At 40.2% G+C, this 18,243-nt stretch carries 17 protein-coding genes and 1 pseudogene; 8 read left to right on the top strand and 10 right to left on the bottom strand.

Annotated elements, in window-relative coordinates:
- Positions 1 to 52: 52 nt before the first annotated feature.
- A complete protein-coding gene (locus ACFE93_RS01410; protein WP_375471705.1) occupies positions 53 to 598 on the top strand; it encodes a PsbP-related protein in 546 nt (181 codons plus the stop codon).
- Positions 599 to 828: 230 nt separating this feature from the next.
- On the opposite strand, the gene ACFE93_RS01405 is transcribed toward ACFE93_RS01410, so the two are convergent.
- From ACFE93_RS01405 to ACFE93_RS01390, 4 genes are all read right to left on the bottom strand, one after another.
- Positions 829 to 2,571 carry a trypsin-like peptidase domain-containing protein gene (locus tag ACFE93_RS01405; RefSeq protein WP_375471674.1) on the bottom strand — a complete coding sequence of 581 codons (1,743 nt, stop codon included), beginning with the start codon at positions 2,569 to 2,571 and terminating at the stop codon, positions 829 to 831.
- Positions 2,568 to 3,395: a serine protease gene (locus ACFE93_RS01400; RefSeq protein ID WP_375471673.1), complete on the bottom strand. Its 828-nt coding sequence runs from the start codon at positions 3,393 to 3,395 to the stop codon at positions 2,568 to 2,570. The genes ACFE93_RS01405 and ACFE93_RS01400 overlap by 4 nt, the downstream gene beginning before the upstream one ends.
- Before the next feature lie 81 nt (positions 3,396 to 3,476).
- Positions 3,477 to 4,034 carry a COP23 domain-containing protein gene (locus ACFE93_RS01395; protein ID WP_375471672.1) on the bottom strand — a complete coding sequence of 186 codons (558 nt, stop codon included), beginning with the start codon at positions 4,032 to 4,034 and terminating at the stop codon, positions 3,477 to 3,479.
- Positions 4,035 to 4,480: 446 nt separating this feature from the next.
- A complete protein-coding gene (locus ACFE93_RS01390) occupies positions 4,481 to 5,323 on the bottom strand; it encodes a methyltransferase domain-containing protein (protein ID WP_375471671.1) in 843 nt (280 codons plus the stop codon).
- Positions 5,324 to 5,599: 276 nt separating this feature from the next.
- Here ACFE93_RS01390 and ACFE93_RS01385 point away from each other — a divergent pair, with 276 nt between their 5' ends.
- Complete coding sequence (locus ACFE93_RS01385) at positions 5,600 to 6,934, top strand: TrkH family potassium uptake protein (RefSeq protein WP_375471670.1); 1,335 nt, start codon at positions 5,600 to 5,602, stop codon at positions 6,932 to 6,934.
- A gap of 193 nt (positions 6,935 to 7,127) precedes the next feature.
- Positions 7,128 to 7,823 carry a potassium channel family protein gene (locus ACFE93_RS01380; protein WP_375471669.1) on the top strand — a complete coding sequence of 232 codons (696 nt, stop codon included), beginning with the start codon at positions 7,128 to 7,130 and terminating at the stop codon, positions 7,821 to 7,823.
- Positions 7,824 to 8,197: 374 nt separating this feature from the next.
- On the opposite strand, the gene ACFE93_RS01375 is transcribed toward ACFE93_RS01380, so the two are convergent.
- Positions 8,198 to 9,298 carry a tetratricopeptide repeat protein gene (locus ACFE93_RS01375; RefSeq protein WP_375471668.1) on the bottom strand — a complete coding sequence of 367 codons (1,101 nt, stop codon included), beginning with the start codon at positions 9,296 to 9,298 and terminating at the stop codon, positions 8,198 to 8,200.
- Positions 9,299 to 9,419: 121 nt separating this feature from the next.
- Positions 9,420 to 10,577, bottom strand: a complete 1,158-nt coding sequence (gene queA, locus ACFE93_RS01370) for a tRNA preQ1(34) S-adenosylmethionine ribosyltransferase-isomerase QueA (RefSeq protein ID WP_375471667.1) — start codon at positions 10,575 to 10,577, stop codon at positions 9,420 to 9,422.
- Positions 10,578 to 10,849: 272 nt separating this feature from the next.
- Between queA and ACFE93_RS01365 the strand changes: the two genes are divergently transcribed.
- Positions 10,850 to 11,239 (top strand): hypothetical protein, encoded by a 390-nt coding sequence (locus tag ACFE93_RS01365; protein ID WP_012412259.1) that lies wholly within the window; start codon positions 10,850 to 10,852, stop codon positions 11,237 to 11,239.
- Between the two features lie 70 nt (positions 11,240 to 11,309).
- Here ACFE93_RS01365 and ACFE93_RS01360 read toward each other — a convergent pair whose 3' ends face one another.
- The gene (locus ACFE93_RS01360) at positions 11,310 to 11,822 is read right to left on the bottom strand and encodes a YraN family protein (protein ID WP_375471666.1); all 513 of its coding nucleotides are present in this window, start codon (positions 11,820 to 11,822) and stop codon (positions 11,310 to 11,312) included.
- Positions 11,823 to 11,915: 93 nt separating this feature from the next.
- Positions 11,916 to 12,425, bottom strand: coding sequence for a hypothetical protein (locus ACFE93_RS01355; RefSeq protein WP_375471665.1), 510 nt, complete (start codon positions 12,423 to 12,425; stop codon positions 11,916 to 11,918).
- An 87-nt stretch (positions 12,426 to 12,512) separates the two neighbouring features.
- Between ACFE93_RS01355 and ACFE93_RS01350 the strand changes: the two genes are divergently transcribed.
- Positions 12,513 to 13,022 carry a pentapeptide repeat-containing protein gene (locus tag ACFE93_RS01350; protein ID WP_375471704.1) on the top strand — a complete coding sequence of 170 codons (510 nt, stop codon included), beginning with the start codon at positions 12,513 to 12,515 and terminating at the stop codon, positions 13,020 to 13,022.
- 185 nt (positions 13,023 to 13,207) lie between these two features.
- Here ACFE93_RS01350 and ACFE93_RS01345 read toward each other — a convergent pair whose 3' ends face one another.
- On the bottom strand, positions 13,208 to 13,585 hold the full coding sequence (locus tag ACFE93_RS01345) for a hypothetical protein (RefSeq protein ID WP_375471664.1): 378 nt from the start codon (positions 13,583 to 13,585) through the stop codon (positions 13,208 to 13,210).
- A gap of 163 nt (positions 13,586 to 13,748) precedes the next feature.
- Between ACFE93_RS01345 and ACFE93_RS01340 the strand changes: the two genes are divergently transcribed.
- Positions 13,749 to 14,549 (top strand): Uma2 family endonuclease, encoded by an 801-nt coding sequence (locus ACFE93_RS01340; protein WP_375471663.1) that lies wholly within the window; start codon positions 13,749 to 13,751, stop codon positions 14,547 to 14,549.
- A 219-nt stretch (positions 14,550 to 14,768) separates the two neighbouring features.
- On the opposite strand, the gene ACFE93_RS01335 is transcribed toward ACFE93_RS01340, so the two are convergent.
- Entirely contained in the window at positions 14,769 to 15,041 is a 273-nt protein-coding gene (locus ACFE93_RS01335; protein WP_375471662.1) for a hypothetical protein, read from the bottom strand.
- A gap of 1,025 nt (positions 15,042 to 16,066) precedes the next feature.
- Here ACFE93_RS01335 and rpoD point away from each other — a divergent pair.
- Positions 16,067 to 17,230 (top strand): annotated as a pseudogene (rpoD, locus tag ACFE93_RS01330) (RNA polymerase sigma factor RpoD); the annotation flags it as partial.
- A gap of 18 nt (positions 17,231 to 17,248) precedes the next feature.
- The gene (locus tag ACFE93_RS01325; RefSeq protein ID WP_375471703.1) at positions 17,249 to 18,241 is read left to right on the top strand and encodes a tetratricopeptide repeat protein; all 993 of its coding nucleotides are present in this window, start codon (positions 17,249 to 17,251) and stop codon (positions 18,239 to 18,241) included.
- The last annotated feature ends 2 nt before the right edge of the window (positions 18,242 to 18,243 follow it).

Genomic DNA, 18,243 nt, shown 5'->3' with positions numbered 1-18,243 from the left:
TGTTAAATCTCGACCGTGGAAAGTTTTACTAAGTGTAGGTGGATTCGCAGTAATTACTTTTATAGTTTTATTAATTTTATATCCTATTAATTCCACACCTATTCTTTCACGTTCTGAAGAGCGTAATGACATCGCAATTAAATATCCAAATGACTGGAAACCAATAGAACCAAGTGGTGATTTTGTGGAACCAGGCGGTGATTTTGGCGGTCAGGTAATTAAATTTATACCTGAAAATTACAAGCAGGTTGACTCTTGTATTTTAGAAATAACGACTAATATTAATGACTTATCTCCACAATTGTTATCTGTAGAAGAATCTAAACATTTTGCAATCAGCAAGATTAAAAATATTAATCCAAATACACAAATTAATGATGAGACTACATCATCGACAACGCTATCAAACTTTAACGCTTATAAATTAACTTATTATCGGCAAGAAGGACAATGTAAACTCCAGGTTATGGAAATTGGCACGGTGAGAAACGGCAAGGTTTACTTTATCACTTATACAGCAGAGTCGGCAAAATATTCTCAGTATTCACCTACTGCTGAAGCGATGATTGAATCATTTAAAATTACAGCAAATAATTAGGAATTATAAATAGAGTGTGTTACTTTCTCAGTTAACTTTTGAATATTAGTGTTAGGGCAAAAAACTGAGATTTTGTTGATTTTCCTGGTGTTTTATTTTTTAGAGCTTTCCGCTTATACAGTTTCTCTGCTGGAAATGATAGGAATTATTTTTATTCAACCTATATCTGTTGAAATAAACTAATTCACTTCGTAATAGAGTTAAGCAAAGCAAAATTTAAAATCTAATATTTAGAATGATAGCTCAGATAACCGCCAGATTTTGATAGTAGCGTCACTACTACTACTAGCTAAAGTTTTGCCATCTCGGCTAAAGACTACTGAATAAACTAAACCAGAATGACCTTTGAGAGGGCTATCAAGTATATTTTCTTTCCAAGTAGGGACATACCAAATCTTGATAGTTTTGTCATCACTAGCACTAGCCAAGGTTCTGCCATCTGGGCTAAAAGCAACTGACCTAACCCAATTAGAATGACCTTTGAGTGTAACAATTTCTTGTCCAGAAGCGATATTCCAGATTTTAATTATATTGTCGTCCTTGAACAGTGATGAATCTTTGCTCAACAGTGACAAAAAAGATCCTCCAGTACTAGCTAATGTTCTGCCATCTGGGCTAAAGGCTAATGAGAAAACTGAACCAGAATAACTTTTGAGGGTACGAATTTTTTGCCCAGTGGTGAAGTTCCAGATTTTGATTGTCTCCCAACTACCACTAGCTAAAATTTTGCCATCTGGGCTGATGGCGACTGAATCAATCGAATCAGAATGACCTTTGAGAGTATTAATTAATTTCCCTGTAGAAAGGTTCCATATTTTGATAGTTTTGTCATCACTACCACTAGCTAAAATTTTGCCATCTGGGCTGATGGCGACTGAATCAATCGAATCAGAATGACCTTTGAGAGTATTAATTAATTTCCCTGTAGAAAGGTTCCATATTTTGATAGTTTTGTCACCACTACCACTAGCTAAAGTTCTGCCATCTGGGCTGATGGCGACTGACTTAATCCAAGAAGAATGACCTTTGAGGGTATTAATTACTTTCCCAGTGGAAAGGTTCCATATTTTAATAGTTTTGTCACCACTACCACTGGCTAAAGTTTTGCCATCTGGGCTTATGGCGACTGAATAGACCCTTCCTTCTATGATGCCGCTTTTAAGCAGTGTTTTGGAATGTCCAGTCATGGTCATCCCTAAAGTAAATAGATTAAATGTCAACTTTAAGGGTACATTTAAAGGTTTTAAAGGTGGTGAAGCAGCTGGTTTTGTAGGAAATATCAGAGTATTTTGCGGTTTTAGACTCGATATATTTGCCCAAAGTTGTGTAAATAAGGTAAGACTCAAATAAGTTTTCAAGGGAATCCCAAGTGCAATAACACCATTAGTATCTGGACGAGTTATAGAACGCCCGTGAATTCCTATTAATTTACCTTGCTCGTCCAGTATCGGTCCCCCACTCATATCTGGAAAAGCAGTCACTGTATAAGTAAAAGCGTAACCATCTTTTGGTTTTGTTACAAGACTAAAAATTTGACCACTCAGAAAGCCGAGGTTTGATGAGTCTTGAGGATAACCTGCTACATGAATAGTTGCCCCCAATGGTAAGTTTTCAGAATTTCCTTTTTCTGCAACACTATAATTTTGGTTGCTAGTAAACTGAAATGTCGCCAAATCAACACCTAGTAATGGTTGCACTTGGCTACTCTTAAAGGTGTATTGTTTACCATCTGGTGTTTGGACTGTGTAACTACCTTCAAATTGCACTACATGCCAATTGGTGAGAATGGTGTAAGTATTGCCTTGGCGCTCAATAATTACGCCAGAACCTGTACCTGCTCCATCAATACGAACTGTAATTTTTTGAGCGATGGGACTAATTTCTGTAGGTTTCAACGCCGTGGCGATTTGCAGATGCACAATGACAATTGCTGTACCAAATAATACTGCCGGAAGTCCACCAGCAAACCTCATGATTTATTCTCCCAATGATTTTCTAATATTTCTTTTTTAATAGGTACAGCCATACTAGAACGTGTAATTATTTCTTGTAATGATTTATCCGGTTGGGAACCATCCTGATAAACTTCTGGAGTATCCCAAAGTGGGTCTTTATGTAAGCTATTGATACCCACAACTTCACCATATACATTTAATAATGGTGCACCACTCATCCCTTTACGAACATCATTTGTATACCCAATCTGGTAGCCTTGCTCTAAAGCTTTTTCTAGGAATAAAGTGACTTTACCAGAGGTAAAGACAAACTGATTGTTAAAGATTTTTGCTGCTTGGGGGGACAGCTGTTGATTAGTTAAATTAGATATAAATCCACCAACAAAAACCTCATCCCCAATTTGCAAGCTAGATGCATCTTTAATATTAGTAACTGTATAAACTATATCTGGGCTACGAAACTGCAATACAGCCAAATCTTCGTTCTTAAATTCTGGCATTTGCAACATAGACGCTTGATAGATACGCCCATCTGGTGTTTGAATTTGATAGGGAGGTTTAGCAGTTCTTAAGACATGAGCATTAGTTATTACTGTATAAACTTGTCCTTTGTTTTGCAGCAGAGTTCCTGAACCGAGTAACTCTTTTGCAGATATTTTGACAGTGATTGTCTTTGCTAATAGTTGTAATTGTTCTTGTGAAAGCGGAGCTGATGTCCGAGAAAGTTTGGTAACATCACTAGAAATTCTTTGCTGTTTTGGCAATGCTAAAGAAATACCAGCAAGACAAATTAGCAAGCAGACTGTGTACCCAAGTCCGTTTTTTAGCCATTGCCAGATCATGTTAAAGTAAACTCCCCAAAGAACTGCCAACTAGAAGCAAGATTATACAGACTCTGTTTTGAGATTGTTAAATGCAAAAGTCTATTGACCACACTGCTTGCCATCTAGTAGTTGCTTAACATCAAGATACAAATCACCGTCATACTCAGTATAAGGGCGACATTTGCCACTTAAATCCAAAGGTTTACCTGCAACACCACGGCGAAAAGCAATTATCTGCTGGTAGACTCTTCCTAAATCAGTTCCTGGTTTGAGGGTGACTAGTACATTATCTGAAGTACAAGGTATGCCTTTACGATTGGCGATGCACAAAACTGGATAGTTCTTGAAGTTAAATTCACTCTTGATGAAAAGTGAACCATTATCGTAATAGCGTTGCAGCCTTGTAGAGACAATGTTACAACGTTCTGAGGGTGGAAATTTTTTAAAATCTTTAACTACCCAACGGATGAATGTCTCATTTCCCCGTGAGGTGCGTACTTTAGTAACTGGTACACCGCGTTCCTGCGTGCAAAAGAATTTGTTATTTCTAGCATAACTCGGCTGGTTGCTTGTAGTGGCAACTGCCAAGGCTAAAACTGAAATCACGTAAGCTGTTGCTACCCCTGGTAATATGTGAGCAAATAACCTCAGTTGCATATATTAAGTATTAACGAATAAAAATATGATAATTTGAACTTGCCATGAATAGAGCTAGCTACAATGTCAAATTACTGATTTTCGGAACTATGCTCAGATATATCAGTAAAAATATAGAAACGGTTCGAGTCCATATTCGCCACTTGAGAACCTAGCTAGAACCAGATCCTTGCCATCCTTGTTATATCAAGACAGACGAATTACGAATTATTTTAATACCTTGCAATAAACTACGACTGAGCGTGCCAGTCTTGAGCTTGTTGGCGGATAGACTGTAATTCTTCAGGAGACATTTTATCCAAATTTTTTAAAATAAAACTCATCCTTTCTTGAGACTTTAGTTGTTGGCAGTGGACAAGCTGCTAGGGTAATCGGAATTGAATTTCTTAAATTGTAGTGCGATCGCGCTGTAATAAAACAGCGCGGTCTTTTCCCAAAGAACGTTTCTACTTATTGCCGCACAATAAGCCAAACCGAACTAACCCGCACTCATAACCGCGACGCATCAACCCCAGTGATAACGCCCCTTGAATGGTAGTCCAACCGGCATTGAGTAAGCCCCAAAGTGCTTGGGGAGTGAACGCCGAATCAATTACTACATTCCAAAAAGGGGCAACGGCGGTTGACCAATCGGCGGTGCGAATATTGTTTAATGGAAGTTGACGGGCGATCGCTTCATACTCTGGTAAAGAAATCACATAAGGTAAACAATACACCCGATAAATATCCTGCAAATGCTTTTCCTCATCTGCCGTCAGTGGTAACTTATCAGTCGGTCGATGACACCAAGTCACCATAATTAACTTCCCACCAGGTTTCAATACCCGATAACATTCTTGGAGAAACTTAGTTTTATCTGGCATGTGTTCGCCGCTTTCCAGCGACCAAACCAAATCAAAAGAATTATCAGCAAAGGGCATTGCTTGAGCATTGGCGACCTGAAACTGAGTTTTCAGACTCAAATTCGCTTCCGTTGCGCGTTCCGTTGCTCTGGCAGCTTGCACAGGACTCAAAGTAATTCCTGTAGCCTTAGCATTAAACTTTTCTGCCAGGTATAAAGAACTGCCACCAATACCACAACCCACATCGAGGATATTTTCTGCTGCTTGTACCCCCGCCCAATTGAGCAGTTCCTCAATTAAATCAATTTGCGCTTGCCGACGGTCTTTTTTCTCATTACCATCAGCTCCGTAGTAGCCGTGGTGCATGTGTTCGCCCCAAATCTGTTCCCACAGACCAGAGGAAGCATCATAGAACTGCTGAATTTGCTGGTAAAGTGTTGCACTCATGAAAAAAGTAGTATTGAGACGAAATAGAATTCAAAAAAAACATACAGGTAGGCTACCATGTATGTTTTTAATTAAATAAGGGTATTTTTACTTCCAGGGAAGGTAAACCGAGATTTATCCTCCTGGGAAAAATTTCTCAGTTTTACCTTAATAAACTTTTCTTAGTCGAATTTATCCCAATTATTCCAAAAAAACCTACATATACAAAAAGGGAAAATCTAGATTTACTCTAACTTTCTTAATTACGAATTACGAATTACGAACTACGAATTAATTATGACTGTTGCTCGCACAATTTGTTTGGGGTTTCTAGCTGTCATTGCTATAGGTACTATCTTGTTGATGATGCCTTTCTCAACTAGCGATGGTACATGGGATAACCTGATTGTTGCACTATTTACCTCAACATCCGCAGTTTGTGTCACAGGTTTATCAGTAGTCGATCCTGGTACTTACTTTTCCTTTTGGGGTCAGTTATTTATTGCGCTCTTAGCTCAGATTGGCGGATTGGGCTACATGACAACTACCACATTTCTGATTTTGCTCATTGGTCGTAAGTTTAATATGCAGCATAAAATAGCCATTCAACAAGCTTTAGACCGACCGGGAATGAGTGGTAGTACCCAAGTTATTCGTTCAATTATTGCCACAACTTTAATTTTTGAAATTACCGGAGTATTCTTACTTTTACCAGCTTTTGTTCCAGAGTATGGATGGAACAAAGGGCTTTGGTTCGCAATTTTTCATAGCATCAATGCTTGGAATAATGCTGGTTTTAGTTTGTTTAAAGATAACTTAATTGGCTATCAGTCATCCTTCTTAGTAGTCTTCACTAGTAGTATGTTGATTATCTTTGGGGGAATTGGCTATCAGGTAATTTTGGAAATGTATCTCTGGTTGCGCGATCGCATTATCAAAAAAACTTACAACCAAATATTTTCTTTAGATTTTAAAGTTGCTACTAGCACAACTATTATATTATTACTAGTAGGGACAATTGCCTTTTTCTGTATAGAAATTAGAAATACTGAAACATTTGGTTCTCTAAATCTCCGCAATCAGATATTAGTAGCTTGGTTTCAATCAGTTACTCCCAGAACTGCTGGTTTTAACACCATCGATATTAGCCAAATGACCACTGCTAGTCTATTTATTATGATTGCGCTGATGTTTATTGGTGCAAGTCCAGGTGGTACAGGAGGAGGAATGAAAACAACAACCCTGAGAGTCTTGACCAGTTGCACCAAAACGATTCTCCAGGGAAAAGAAGAAGTGTTATTGTATGACCGAAAAATAGCAATAACTTTAATTTTGAAAGCTGTTGGTGTGTTAGTAGGTTCAGTAGCAACGGTGATTTTGGCTACTATTTTAATTAGCCTCACAGATCCAACACTAGATTTTATTCAAATTTTGTTTGAAGTTGTCTCAGCCTTCGCTACTGTGGGGCTTTCTACAGGCATTACAGCAAGTGTCTCGACAGCAGCAAAGCTGATCTTAATTGTCACTATGTACGTTGGAAGAGTAGGTGTTTTATTGCTGATGTCTGCTGTATTAGGAGACCCCCGCCCTACCAGAATTCACTATCCTGAAGAAAATCTACTCGTGGGATAGTTAGGAGGAGGGAGTAAGGAGTAGGCAATGGGGAGCAGGGGAGGCAGAAGAGCACAGAAGAATAACTCTTGACTAATGACTAATGACTAAACTGATAAAATATACATTGGAAGGCAAAAAATAAAATTTTTAATTCAAGCGGTATAACCGTTTTTTGCCCTAAATACAGGGAGCCATCATAAGGATAAAAAGGGTGAATCTGTCATCATTAAGTTTTTTTCGCAGTTTACGTAAAGATAACCAGCAATTTGCTGTAATTGGGTTAGGTCGTTTTGGAAGGTCTGTCTGTTCTACACTGCATAATTTTGGTTATCAAGTGCTGGCAACAGATATTGATGAAAAACAAGTTTCAGAAGCATTAACTGAGGGGATCGTAGGTCATGCTTTGCAACTAGACTCTACAGAACCAGCCGCACTCAAAGAAGCTGGAATTTTTGAATTTGATACTGTAATTGTCGCAATTGGCAACTACGTTCAAGAAAGCATCATAACCACCTTAAATGTAAAAGAGGCTGGTGTACCTCACGTAGTTGCTAAAGCTTCTAGTGAAGTTCACTGTAAACTGTTACGGCGAGTCGGAGCAGATCATGTTGTTTTTCCTGAGTATGAAGCGGGTTGTGCCCTAGCGCGTACTCTTACCAAACCAGCAATCCTAGATCGGTTTGACCTCGACCCAGATAACAGTATTGTAGAGTTGATTGTGCCTGATGAATTTCACGGCAAAACCATCACCGAACTTCAACTTCGTAACCGCTACGGTTTAAATTTGCTAGCAGTAAGCCAGGATGGGAAATTTAAAATTAATCCTGACTCTACCAAGCGTTTAGAGCGTGGTTCAGCAATGGTTGTTATTGGTTGCAATAAAGATATTAATCGTTTGCCGATTTAAAAAAGTTAGGAGTTATGCCGCCTGCAACTTTTACTCAAACTTAACATCCAATCCCTTTTAATAGAGAATAGACTTATTGCATAAATCAAAAGCCCTTAGCCTAAATCCCTCTCCCAAGCTTGGGAGAGGGACTTGGAAATTCGCTCTCCTGCTACCAAAATTGAGAGAAGGGGTTGGGGGATGAGGACAAATTTTGCATTTTTGCAAATCGCCTTAACTCTCAATACGCTTGGGTTAGCACCAAAAGCCTTAAAGTGTGTAGGTTGGGTTGAGGAACAAAACCCAACATTTCCGGGGCTTTGTTGGGTTGCGCTTTGCTTAACCCAACCTACAATTTTTCTTAACTGAACCGTATTGCCTTAACTCTGAGTTTTTTATTGTCCGGGACTTGTTGAAGTGGATTGTGATTCAACTGAGACAGGCACATCGCCGGGGTTCCCAGGCGTTTCTGGTTGATTTGGCGTCTGTGGCTCAGGTGTTTGTACTGTAGAATCTGAACTCTGAGAAGGAGCAGCTATTTGACTGGCTTGAGGTTGCTGTTGCGCACTTTTCTGAACAATTTGCTGCATTAACTGCTCAATTTTCTGAGCTTGTTCAATGTTGCCTTGCTCACGATATTCATTGTAAGCGCGTTTTAAGACTTCACTGGCTTTTTTGAGTTCGCCTTGATTATATAAAGTTACTCCCAAGTTATAGTAAGCTGAGGCACTTTTCGGATTTAGGCGAATAGCTTGCCGATAAACAGAAATAGCCTGAGAAGCTTGACCGTGCATTGCTAGCAAATTTGCTATATTGCTGTAGGCTGCGGCATTTTTAGGATCTAGCTTCAAAGCTTGGTGATAACTGGCGATCGCAGGCTCGATTTGACCTTGTTGTTGCAAGGCGATCGCTAAGTTAAGATAAGCATTGGCATTGCTGCTATCTAGATTAATTGCTTTTTGATATGCAGCGATCGCTTCCTCTAACTTTCCTTGTTCGTACAGCAACAAGCCCAGATTATACAGCGCTGCCACCCTTGTAGAATCTATCACCAAGCTCTGGCGATAAGCTGTAATCGCTGCATCTTTTTCTCCTTGGCGGTGCAACACTAACCCTAAGTTGTAATAAGCTTCGCTAAAATTAGGATTAACTTTAATCGCCTCTGTATATTCTTGTAAAGCTTCATCCAGGCGATTTTGCTCCATAAATATATTACCCAGATAATTCCGTGCTACCCCAAGGTTAGGATCTCGCTGCAACGCTTGGCGAAAGGCATATTCCGCACCTTGTAAGTCTTGGCGGTTATGGCGCGTGACTCCCTGCTGAAAAAAGCTAGCTGCTTCGAGATCCTGAGAAATTGCGGTTTCTGCCAGCAACCTGCTAACTGGAAAATTAATAATTGTCGGTGCAGCCAAGAGCAAAAATGCAGAACAGCCACCGAGTGTTATTTGACAAAATAAATTTAACCAATGAGAAAATAGGTATTTTTCAGACATGAATAGCAGACCTGTACTTATTTTTCACTCCTCATAAGCCAGAGTACCCACCACGAAAGAAAAAATTCCAAATTCTCAACTTTTAACTCTTGTAGAGACGCGATTAATCGCGTCTCTACTTCTAACTCCCCACTCCCACAGCTGACGGCAAAATTAGCATGGCATCACCGAATGAATAAAAGCGATATCCAAAAGTGATCGCTTCATTGTATATATTCAATAATCGTTGTCTGCCAATTAGCGCACTTACCAACATCAATAAACTAGAACGCGGTAAGTGAAAATTTGTAATCAAACCATCCACTACTCGCCATTGATAGCCAGGATAAATAAACAAGTCTGTTTTTCCGCAAAACGGTTGTAAATTACCAGATTGAGCCGCCCCTTCTAAAGCCCGTACTGCCGTTGTTCCCACAGCAATAATTCGACCGCCAGCAGCTTTAGTGGCGCGGATTTGCTCTACTGTAGCGGCAGGAACTTCAATCCATTCTTCATGCATCTGATGGGTAGTTACGTCCTCTACTTCCACAGGGCGAAATGTGCCGACACCAACGTGTAGCGTCACAAAAGCTTGATTAATTTTGCGCTCGCGCAACTGTTGTAATAATTCTGGGGTAAAGTGTAATCCTGCCGTTGGAGCTGCGATCGCTCCTGGCTGTTTGGCATAAACTGTCTGATACTGCTCATCAGCTGCTTCTGAGGTAGTGATGTACGGTGGTAACGGTACTTCCCCAAATACCTCTAACAGTTGCACCAAAGTCCTTCCCTCTGGTACATCAAATTGCAACAAACGCCCCCCGGTTGCTGCATCTGTTTCTAGAACCGTAGCCGTTAGCTGGGGGCTGGAGACTGGGGAAGAATCTTTCTGATTCCCAATCCCCAATTGCCTTGCTTCAAAAACAATCTTCGCTCCCTGTTTGAAGCTTTTTCCTGGCTTAACTAAAGCTAACCAACAATTATGCTGCCGTTCTTCCAACAGCAACACCTGGATTTTAGCACCAGTGGATTTATGACCATAAAGCCGCGCTGGAATGACTCTTGTATTGTTCATAACCAACAAATCACCAGAGCGCAACAGTGCAGGTAAATCATGGAAAATGTGGTGTAAAGGTGCTGTTTCGATGCCTGAAGTGGGAGAATCAACTACTAGTAACCGCGAACTATCTCTAGGAACTGCTGGATTTTGGGCAATGAGTTCTGGAGGTAGTTTGTAGTCATAGCTAGCTACCGAGCAATCTAATTCCAAATCTTTTTCTTGTGGGCTAGAAGTATCTTTCAAATTGGCTTATACTAGTTTTTGCTTTATTTAGTATTTATACTCTCTTAAAAAAGCTGGTTTAAGCTTTCCCTTCTAAAGGAACTTTAAGGTATCTTCGCTCAGTTTTACCGCTAGGCTATAAGATTGTTACTATTAAGTAACACGGAAAAATTAACATAAAAATTGGGTAAACCTCCCCATCTAAAAACGGGGGCTTTTACCCTACCGGGAACAGGCACTGATTGACGAATATAGATATGTAGCATTGGCTTTGATCCCAAGCACCAACAAACATGGAATACTTGTACTATCTGGCAAATGCCAGTCTAACCCTGAGGGTCGTTCAACACCTCCACGCTAGACCCCAGACACCCGTTTCGTTCGTCACCGTAATTCATCAAATTGATGGCTGGGTGGTTAGGATCAAACTCAAAGGTCAAGTCTCGCCCCAAGAAGATGGCGACTTTCGGGCTTTTCTAAATGAATTAGGAATTAGCTACGAACCGCCAATGAGGGTGCAAATGGCACTTTGGAGTTTGGAAGCCGGACAGTGCCCCGTGGATGTGATGCGTCGCTATCAAGTAGCGATAGTTTCTCATGGTAGCCCAGAAAGAGACGAAATTGAAGCGTTCCGGCAACAGTTTGTCCGGGGCTTAGGTTACTGTCCAGAAACCTTGGCGTGAAACTATTTAGTTGTAACGCCACTACAAAATTATTGGTCATTGGTAATTAAGATATTTTATCCATTACCGATTAACCATTATCAATTGAAGAGTCAAAAGCTGCCAGAATGTATTCTTGCAGCTTAAACTTATATCCGGGTACTGATGAAGTAGCTAGAGCTTCCTGGTTTGCTGTAACCCCAGTCAGATTTTTTGATATTTTTTGACAGTAAACAATAGCAACATCAAATCTACAAGAATAATCTGCCTTCTCAGGGTACTGGGCTAAGAATATTCCAGCTGTACGCCAGATTTTTGCCTGCTTTTGTGGAGTGATTGCGCTTCTTCCCCCTGTATCCCAACTACCTGAACTACGGGTTTTGACTTCAACAAATGCCAATAATGAGTGCTGAGTGCTGAGCTTTCCTACTTTTCCCCTGCTCCCCTGCTCCCCTGCTTCCTCTGCTTTTCTATCATATTCAGCAATGATATCAATTTCCCCCCAGCGACTAGAAAAGCGACGATGAAGAATTATCCAACCAGTAGATTGCAACCATTGGGCTACTAGGTCTTCTCCTAATTGACCACTATTTGGACAATGCATATAAACTTTAGTATTCTCGGTTATTTAATTCAACAGGAAAATAAGAGTTTCTAGTAGTTACCCGAAATCATACTCTCATGATGTGCTTATTCTTCACTTGCTGGCGTGGCATTCCCAACAGTCAAATTGAAGTAAACATAATTTGGGTAAATATCCATAAAAGAGTGATGTTCGACATATATAACCACCACCACATTCCAAAAAGGTGATGAACGGCTCATAAGGGTCAGGAAGACCATTCGCGGGGACTGTATCAAATTCCCGTAGACGACACCAAAATAAGTAATTACGTACCCCTAGCAGAACATAGACACTACCACGCCTAGTTGGTATCCGGTCGCTGTTGTATAACTCCTCCAGCCATTGGATTAGGGAAGATGGGAGTTCAATGTCAGGGCGAATCTGAAGAGCAAGATTTTGAAAAATATGCTTCTGTTCGCTCTGCAAAAACTTTGCCCATTGTCTGACCCGCGACAGAAATTCTAACATCAGTTCTGTAAGTTTTTCGTCTTTCTCCCCCATTCCTAACGTATCCCATTGGATAGCCTGAAGTCGTGTGAAGGCAACGTTCAAATCGTCGTATGAACTTGAATTAGTATTCATAAAAATATTTTTAAAGGATTTTTGCGCTAACATCTCTGACTCAAGGATAATGAGATGGAGGAGGGTTCGCCATTGGCTAAAAATAGAATGAATTCTAAGTTAAGCGCCCGGATTTGGGCAAGTATACTCAGCTTATTCCTCTGGGGAATAGTTGGCATCATTGCAACGGTCGGTTTTACTCCAACAGCTTTGGCACTTGAATATAATAAAGAAATTTTGGTTGAGGCTGATTTCTCAGGACGTGATTTAACAGACTCTAGCTTTACTAAAGCTAATCTTCGCCAGAGCAACTTCAGCCATGCTAATTTGAACGGTGTCAGTTTCTTTGCCGCAAATTTGGAGTCTGCGAATTTGGAGGGTTCTGATTTGAGAAATTCCACTTTAGACTCAGCTCGTTTAGTCAGAGCAAATTTAACAAATGCACTGTTGGAGGGTGCTTTTGCTGCTAATGCCAGATTTGATGGTGCAATTATTGATGGGGCAGATTTTACCGATACGCTGCTGCGTCCCGATGAGCAAAAAAAATTGTGCAAACTTGCTAAAGGAACTAATCCTACTACAGGACGAGATACGCGTGACACCTTGTTTTGTCCTTAGTATTTTTTAGCTGGGAATTGGGCATTGGGCGTTAGGAGTGCTGAGTTAGGAGTTAAGAGTTAAGAGTTAAGAGTTAAGAGTTAAGAATTAGGAGTTTTGTTTATCTCCTTGTCCCCTCATCTCCCTCACTCCCTCATCTTCCCTATTCCCCATTCCCCATTCCCTACTTATAAAATATTGAGCAACTACCAACCACTCGCACCAATCTTTTGACAAACAATTTTCATACCTTTGCCTGGTGAAGAACTTGCTACAAAAGGGATTTCTCCTTTTTCTTTATCCTCTTCAAGTAGCTGTCCTTCTGGCCCGTAAATCGCAATGCGATTGCGAAACAGCCGCGATTCTTTGCACGATGCATCAAAGGTAGTCTCGAAGATGCCATCTCCATAGATTCCGTAAAGCTTGTATATCGTGCCCTTAATCGTTTCCGTATCCAGAGCTACGCTGTTTCCCAATTTATCATGCCCTACAGTGATATATCTTTCTGCATCTTGAGCGATCGCACTACCATTACTCAATAAAATAGCGATCGCACCCACAATCCCGCCTATTTTAAAATACATACAGTTTCAAAATATAAGATTTCATATATTTCTACCCGCAATCAAAGCGGTTCTGGCAGGGTAGAAGCACTGAAATCAAGATATAGCAAGGTGTTATACTACTTGGTAATACCTGATGGGAAGCGTAAAAGACTATATAAATAGCTGCAATACTTTTCAAAGTATGAGTGAAACACTTGCTGATATTGCCATACCACCCCAGTTTCCCGATCACACTCAACTACCAGAGTCTGATGGTACTTTTGTGAAAAATTTTCAAGAGCATCCCCAAACCATCATTCTTACAGACTCAATTGCTCAGGTTTTGCAAAATCTACATCCAGATGGACAGTATTGCATTGGTCAAGATTGCGGTATTTACTGGCGAGAAACCGATCCGCCAGAAAAAGGAGCAGCAGCACCGGACTGGTTTTATGTCCCTAGTGTACCACCAAGGCTAGATGGCAAAAACCGCCGCTCATACGTTTTGTGGCGAGAATATATACCTCCATTGATTGCCATAGAACTAGCTAGTGGTAATGGCGATGAAGAACGAGATGTCACTCCTTTACCTCTAGCTGGTAGTCGCGAAGGGGCAAAACCAGGTAAATTTTGGGTATATGAGCGAGTAATCCGAATTCCTTACTATGCCATTTATGAAATTAGTTATGAAAAACTAGAGGTTTATCACCTCGTAGATTTTTCATATCACAAAATGCAGCCTAATGAGCAAGGTCGTTATCCAATTCCTCCTTTAGGAGTGGAACTAGGGTTATGGCAAGGAAATTACTTAAATAATCCTGAGCAATTTTGGTTGCGCTGGTGGGATTTAGAGGGAAATCTGTTACTGATTGGTAAAGAAGAAGCTGAGTTGCAAAGGCAAAAAGCCCAGCAAGCAGAACGAAGGGCCGAGCAAGCAGAACAAAAAGCTGCACAATTAGCAGAACGGCTCAGGGCAATGGGTATCGACCCAGATGTAGAGTAATATTTACTAACGTTATGGCAAGCCGAAAAACTTAGTAATTACAAGCAAAAGCTTACCACAGACTTCAACCAGCTTTTCAGTAGTAGGTAAATCAGCAATGTCTACGACGGGCTACGCCAACGCACCTTTCAATAACTTGAGGGCTGTTTTTGCTATCTTCTGCATGGCTCCATCTTTTGGGTTTGACAGTGGGGCGATCGCAAAGTACAGTCCTGTGTCTCACTGTGCCGTCCTGAGCAATGTACCACCAACTGCATAAACGGCATCAAAACCTATTCTTTCTCCCCAAAGTGCTGCATCGGTTTGCTTGAATCGTAATCGAAGACTCGTTTCGACTAAATCATCACCGATTTCGTAATCTCCTGTTTCAACATTAATTGAGATAATTTTGCCAATGTTCTCTTGTGTCTCAACTTTGGCACGGATACTTTTTTGATAGAGTTCCTTTCCACGTCGGGCGACTTCTTGGCTACTGAGCGTCGGGTGGGACATAAATAAATCCCCTGTTTAAGCTGCTAGATTCTTCACTTCATTGTAGAGCAGAAGATACAGAGGTTAGAGAGCAATGCTTGATTATGTAGGAGGTAGGAAAGCGATCGCTTCAAAATGTGACAAATTAAGATGCTCATGACTTCATCGTAGTTGAGACTTGGTAGGAAATGACCTTAAAAACAACTTCAGTTCTGGGAACCCTAATAATAGCCGTTACTGAATACAACATTTTGTGCAGATGATATCCGCCCAAATAATTAAGTTTAGTAACGATTCATTAAATTAGAGATTCTATGGAATTCTATCCAGACAATATTTTTGATGCCAATAACAAAGCTGAGAAAGAAGTTTGGCAACAAGTAAAATCTGCCTTCAGGGATGATTCTGGTGAGGCATTTCATTGTTATCAGCTATTTGACAGATATGGAAATCTTGAGCGAGAGATTGATATTCTTATTGTCCATCGTCAGCTAGGACTATGGGTGATTGAATGTAAAGGATGCTACATCAATGATATAGAAGCTATTAAGGGTGCTGAATGGAAAATGAAAAACTGGTATGAAGACCGCATAAAACCAGTTAACCAAGCACAATACCAGATGTTTGCGCTTAAAAACCATTTGCGTAAACAGCTAGATTTTTGCGCCTCATTAAACTTAAACTTTAGAGTTGCTATTCCCTTTATTAGCCAAGAACAGTGGCAAAATAAAGGATTTCATAATTTGCCAAATATTCAAGGTATTGTACTGACTAGAGAAGATTTGAAAGCTTATACTTTAAAACATAATTTTACTCAAAGTGTTCAAAGTAGACAAAGAAATTTAACCGATGAACAATGGCGATCGCTGATGTGTGTTTTTGGTGGAAGTAATGAGATACTTGTGGACAAAGCATCATTTTCAATATCCAAACACATCTCTGTAGAAAAAGAAAAAACGCACAAAATAGATGACTCAAAAACCCCTCATCCTTTCTGTAAAATAATCAAGTTGCCCCGTTATAAGTTTCCTATTAATAGCTTTCCTATTATTGGTAGCAACGTACTCGAAAGTATATTTCAGCCTGACCTAGAAATAATAAATCAGCCTGAGATCGAGTTAGAAGAACTCTTAATTGATGAAGAAGAGGACTTGCTGATCATCAATGAAGGCGAAGATGAATTTTTAGAAATTCCGTTAGATGAAGAAGACGGTTACTCTGGTAGGAGTACGAACTTCCATCATTGGAAGCAAACTCAGAAAAAGCACTATACCGAAGATTCAATTCGGCTTTACTTGCAAGAAATTGGTAGAATTCGGCTGTTGCGGGCAGATGAAGAAATTGAATTGGCGCGGAAAATAGCCGATTTGCTGGAATTAGAGAGGGTGCGGGAAAGACTCTGTGAGCAGTTGGATCGCGATCCTTGGGATAGTGAATGGGCAAAAGCTGTACAACTCCCATTACCAGCTTTTCGTTATCGGCTGCATGTTGGTCGCAGGGCGAAAGATAAGATAGTGGTATCCAACCTGCGCCTTGTGGTTTCAATTGCTAAGAAATACATGAATCGCGGCTTATCTTTCCAAGACTTAGTTCAGGAAGGTAGTCTTGGTTTAATTCGCGCTGCAGAAAAGTTTGACCACGAAAAAGGTTATAAGTTTTCTACTTATGCTACATGGTGGATTCGTCAGGCAATTACCAGGGCGATCGCAGATCAATCCCGCACTATTCGCCTTCCAGTTCACCTTTACGAAACCATTTCTCGGATTAAGAAAACTACCAAGCTACTATCTCAAGAAATGGGTCGTAAACCCACTGAGGAAGAAATTGCCTTTTATATGGAAATGACTATTGAGAAGTTGCGGTTTATTGCTAAATCCGCCCAGCTACCCATTTCACTAGAAACACCCATTGGCAAAGAAGGAGATTACCAATTGGGCGATTTTATTGAATCCAATGAGGAAACCCCAGAAGAACAAGTTTATAAAAATACGTTGCGGGAAGATTTAGAAAAAGTTCTCGACAGTCTTAGTCCCCGTGAATGTAATGTTATAAAACTGCGCTATGGGTTTGATCATGGACGCATGAAAACCCTTGAGGAAATTGGTAAGATTTTTAACGCCACCCGCGAACGGATTCGTCAAATTGAGGCGAAAGCACTCCGCAAGTTACGCCACCCTAACCGTAATAGCATTCTCAAAGAGTATATTCGTGGCTGCCAACCACATGACTTGCAACAGAAAAAATATGAGCAACAATTTAAAGGGAACCAGAATTATATACAAAAGACAAACAATGCTACTAATTACGTTCAAAAAGGGTTGATATGTCATCGAAATCGGGATTTTTTGGGAGCAATTGAGAACTTTACCCAAGCACTGAAGCTTAACCCTAATAATGCCCAGTTACACTACCAAAGAGGGCTAGCCAAGACTAAGGGAGAATTTCAGAAAGAGGCGATTGAAGATTTTACTCAAGCTATTAACCTAAACCCTCAATATATAGATGCCTACTACCAGAGGGGTCATGTTCACTACAGTTTGGGAGATAACCTAAAAGCAATTGAGGATTACAGCGAAATAATATTCCTTAATCCCAATGAAGCCTTAGCTTACTTCTACCGTGGTTTTGTCCGTAGCAATTTGGGAGAGATGCAGGAAGCCATTGGTAATTACAGCCAAGCATTGAAAATTAAGCCCGATCTTACTGAAGCTTATTTTCACCGAGGGGTTGCCTTTTATCGCTTAAAAGACTTACATAGAGCAATTGAGGATTACAATTATACTTTACGAATATATCCCAACTTTGCTGAAGCTTACAGTCGGCGGGGGCTTGCACACTATTGTCTAGGAAATTACCAAGAAGCGCTTGAAGATTATTCCCAAGCCGTGCAAATAAATTGTGAAGATACTCTAACATACTACTACCGTGGACTTGTGCATGAGAACTTAAGTGACTATATCAAAGCACTTAAGGACTATAACCAAGTTTTGGAAATCAATCCTGCCTTTACTGAAGCCTACTATAACCGGGGTAGTGTTCATTACAATCTAGGAAACTATCAACAAGCCCTTGAAGATTTAAATCAATTACTACGTATTAATCCTAACAATTCTCAAGCTTATAACAAACGAAGTAGCATTCGTGCTGCCCTGAAAGATTACCAAGGTGCAATGGAAGACTTAAAAAATGCTTCAGAATTCCATCACTTTCCTCAAAAATAACC

Origin of the sequence: uncultured Nostoc sp., assembly GCF_964247315.1 — a bacterium.
Classification (GTDB): Bacteria; Cyanobacteriota; Cyanobacteriia; order Cyanobacteriales; family Nostocaceae; genus Nostoc.
The sequence above is the reverse complement of the archived record's forward strand: the minus strand, read 5'-3'. Positions and strand labels throughout refer to the sequence as shown.

What these genes read in the sequence shown, in the direction of transcription:
- ACFE93_RS01405 (WP_375471674.1), bottom strand. Translation starts at nt 2,571, where the DNA reads ATGAGGTTTGCTGGTGGACTTCCGGCAGTATTATTTGGTACAGCAATT.
- ACFE93_RS01400 (WP_375471673.1), bottom strand. Translation starts at nt 3,395, where the DNA reads ATGATCTGGCAATGGCTAAAAAACGGACTTGGGTACACAGTCTGCTTG.
- ACFE93_RS01395 (WP_375471672.1), bottom strand. Translation starts at nt 4,034, where the DNA reads ATGCAACTGAGGTTATTTGCTCACATATTACCAGGGGTAGCAACAGCT.
- ACFE93_RS01390 (WP_375471671.1), bottom strand. Translation starts at nt 5,323, where the DNA reads ATGAGTGCAACACTTTACCAGCAAATTCAGCAGTTCTATGATGCTTCC.
- ACFE93_RS01385 (WP_375471670.1), top strand. Translation starts at nt 5,600, where the DNA reads ATGACTGTTGCTCGCACAATTTGTTTGGGGTTTCTAGCTGTCATTGCT.
- ACFE93_RS01375 (WP_375471668.1), bottom strand. Translation starts at nt 9,298, where the DNA reads ATGTCTGAAAAATACCTATTTTCTCATTGGTTAAATTTATTTTGTCAA.
- ACFE93_RS01365 (WP_012412259.1), top strand. Translation starts at nt 10,850, where the DNA reads ATGGAATACTTGTACTATCTGGCAAATGCCAGTCTAACCCTGAGGGTC.
- ACFE93_RS01360 (WP_375471666.1), bottom strand. Translation starts at nt 11,822, where the DNA reads ATGCATTGTCCAAATAGTGGTCAATTAGGAGAAGACCTAGTAGCCCAA.
- ACFE93_RS01355 (WP_375471665.1), bottom strand. Translation starts at nt 12,425, where the DNA reads ATGAATACTAATTCAAGTTCATACGACGATTTGAACGTTGCCTTCACA.
- ACFE93_RS01350 (WP_375471704.1), top strand. Translation starts at nt 12,513, where the DNA reads ATGAATTCTAAGTTAAGCGCCCGGATTTGGGCAAGTATACTCAGCTTA.
- ACFE93_RS01345 (WP_375471664.1), bottom strand. Translation starts at nt 13,585, where the DNA reads ATGTATTTTAAAATAGGCGGGATTGTGGGTGCGATCGCTATTTTATTG.
- ACFE93_RS01340 (WP_375471663.1), top strand. Translation starts at nt 13,749, where the DNA reads ATGAGTGAAACACTTGCTGATATTGCCATACCACCCCAGTTTCCCGAT.
- ACFE93_RS01335 (WP_375471662.1), bottom strand. Translation starts at nt 15,041, where the DNA reads ATGTCCCACCCGACGCTCAGTAGCCAAGAAGTCGCCCGACGTGGAAAG.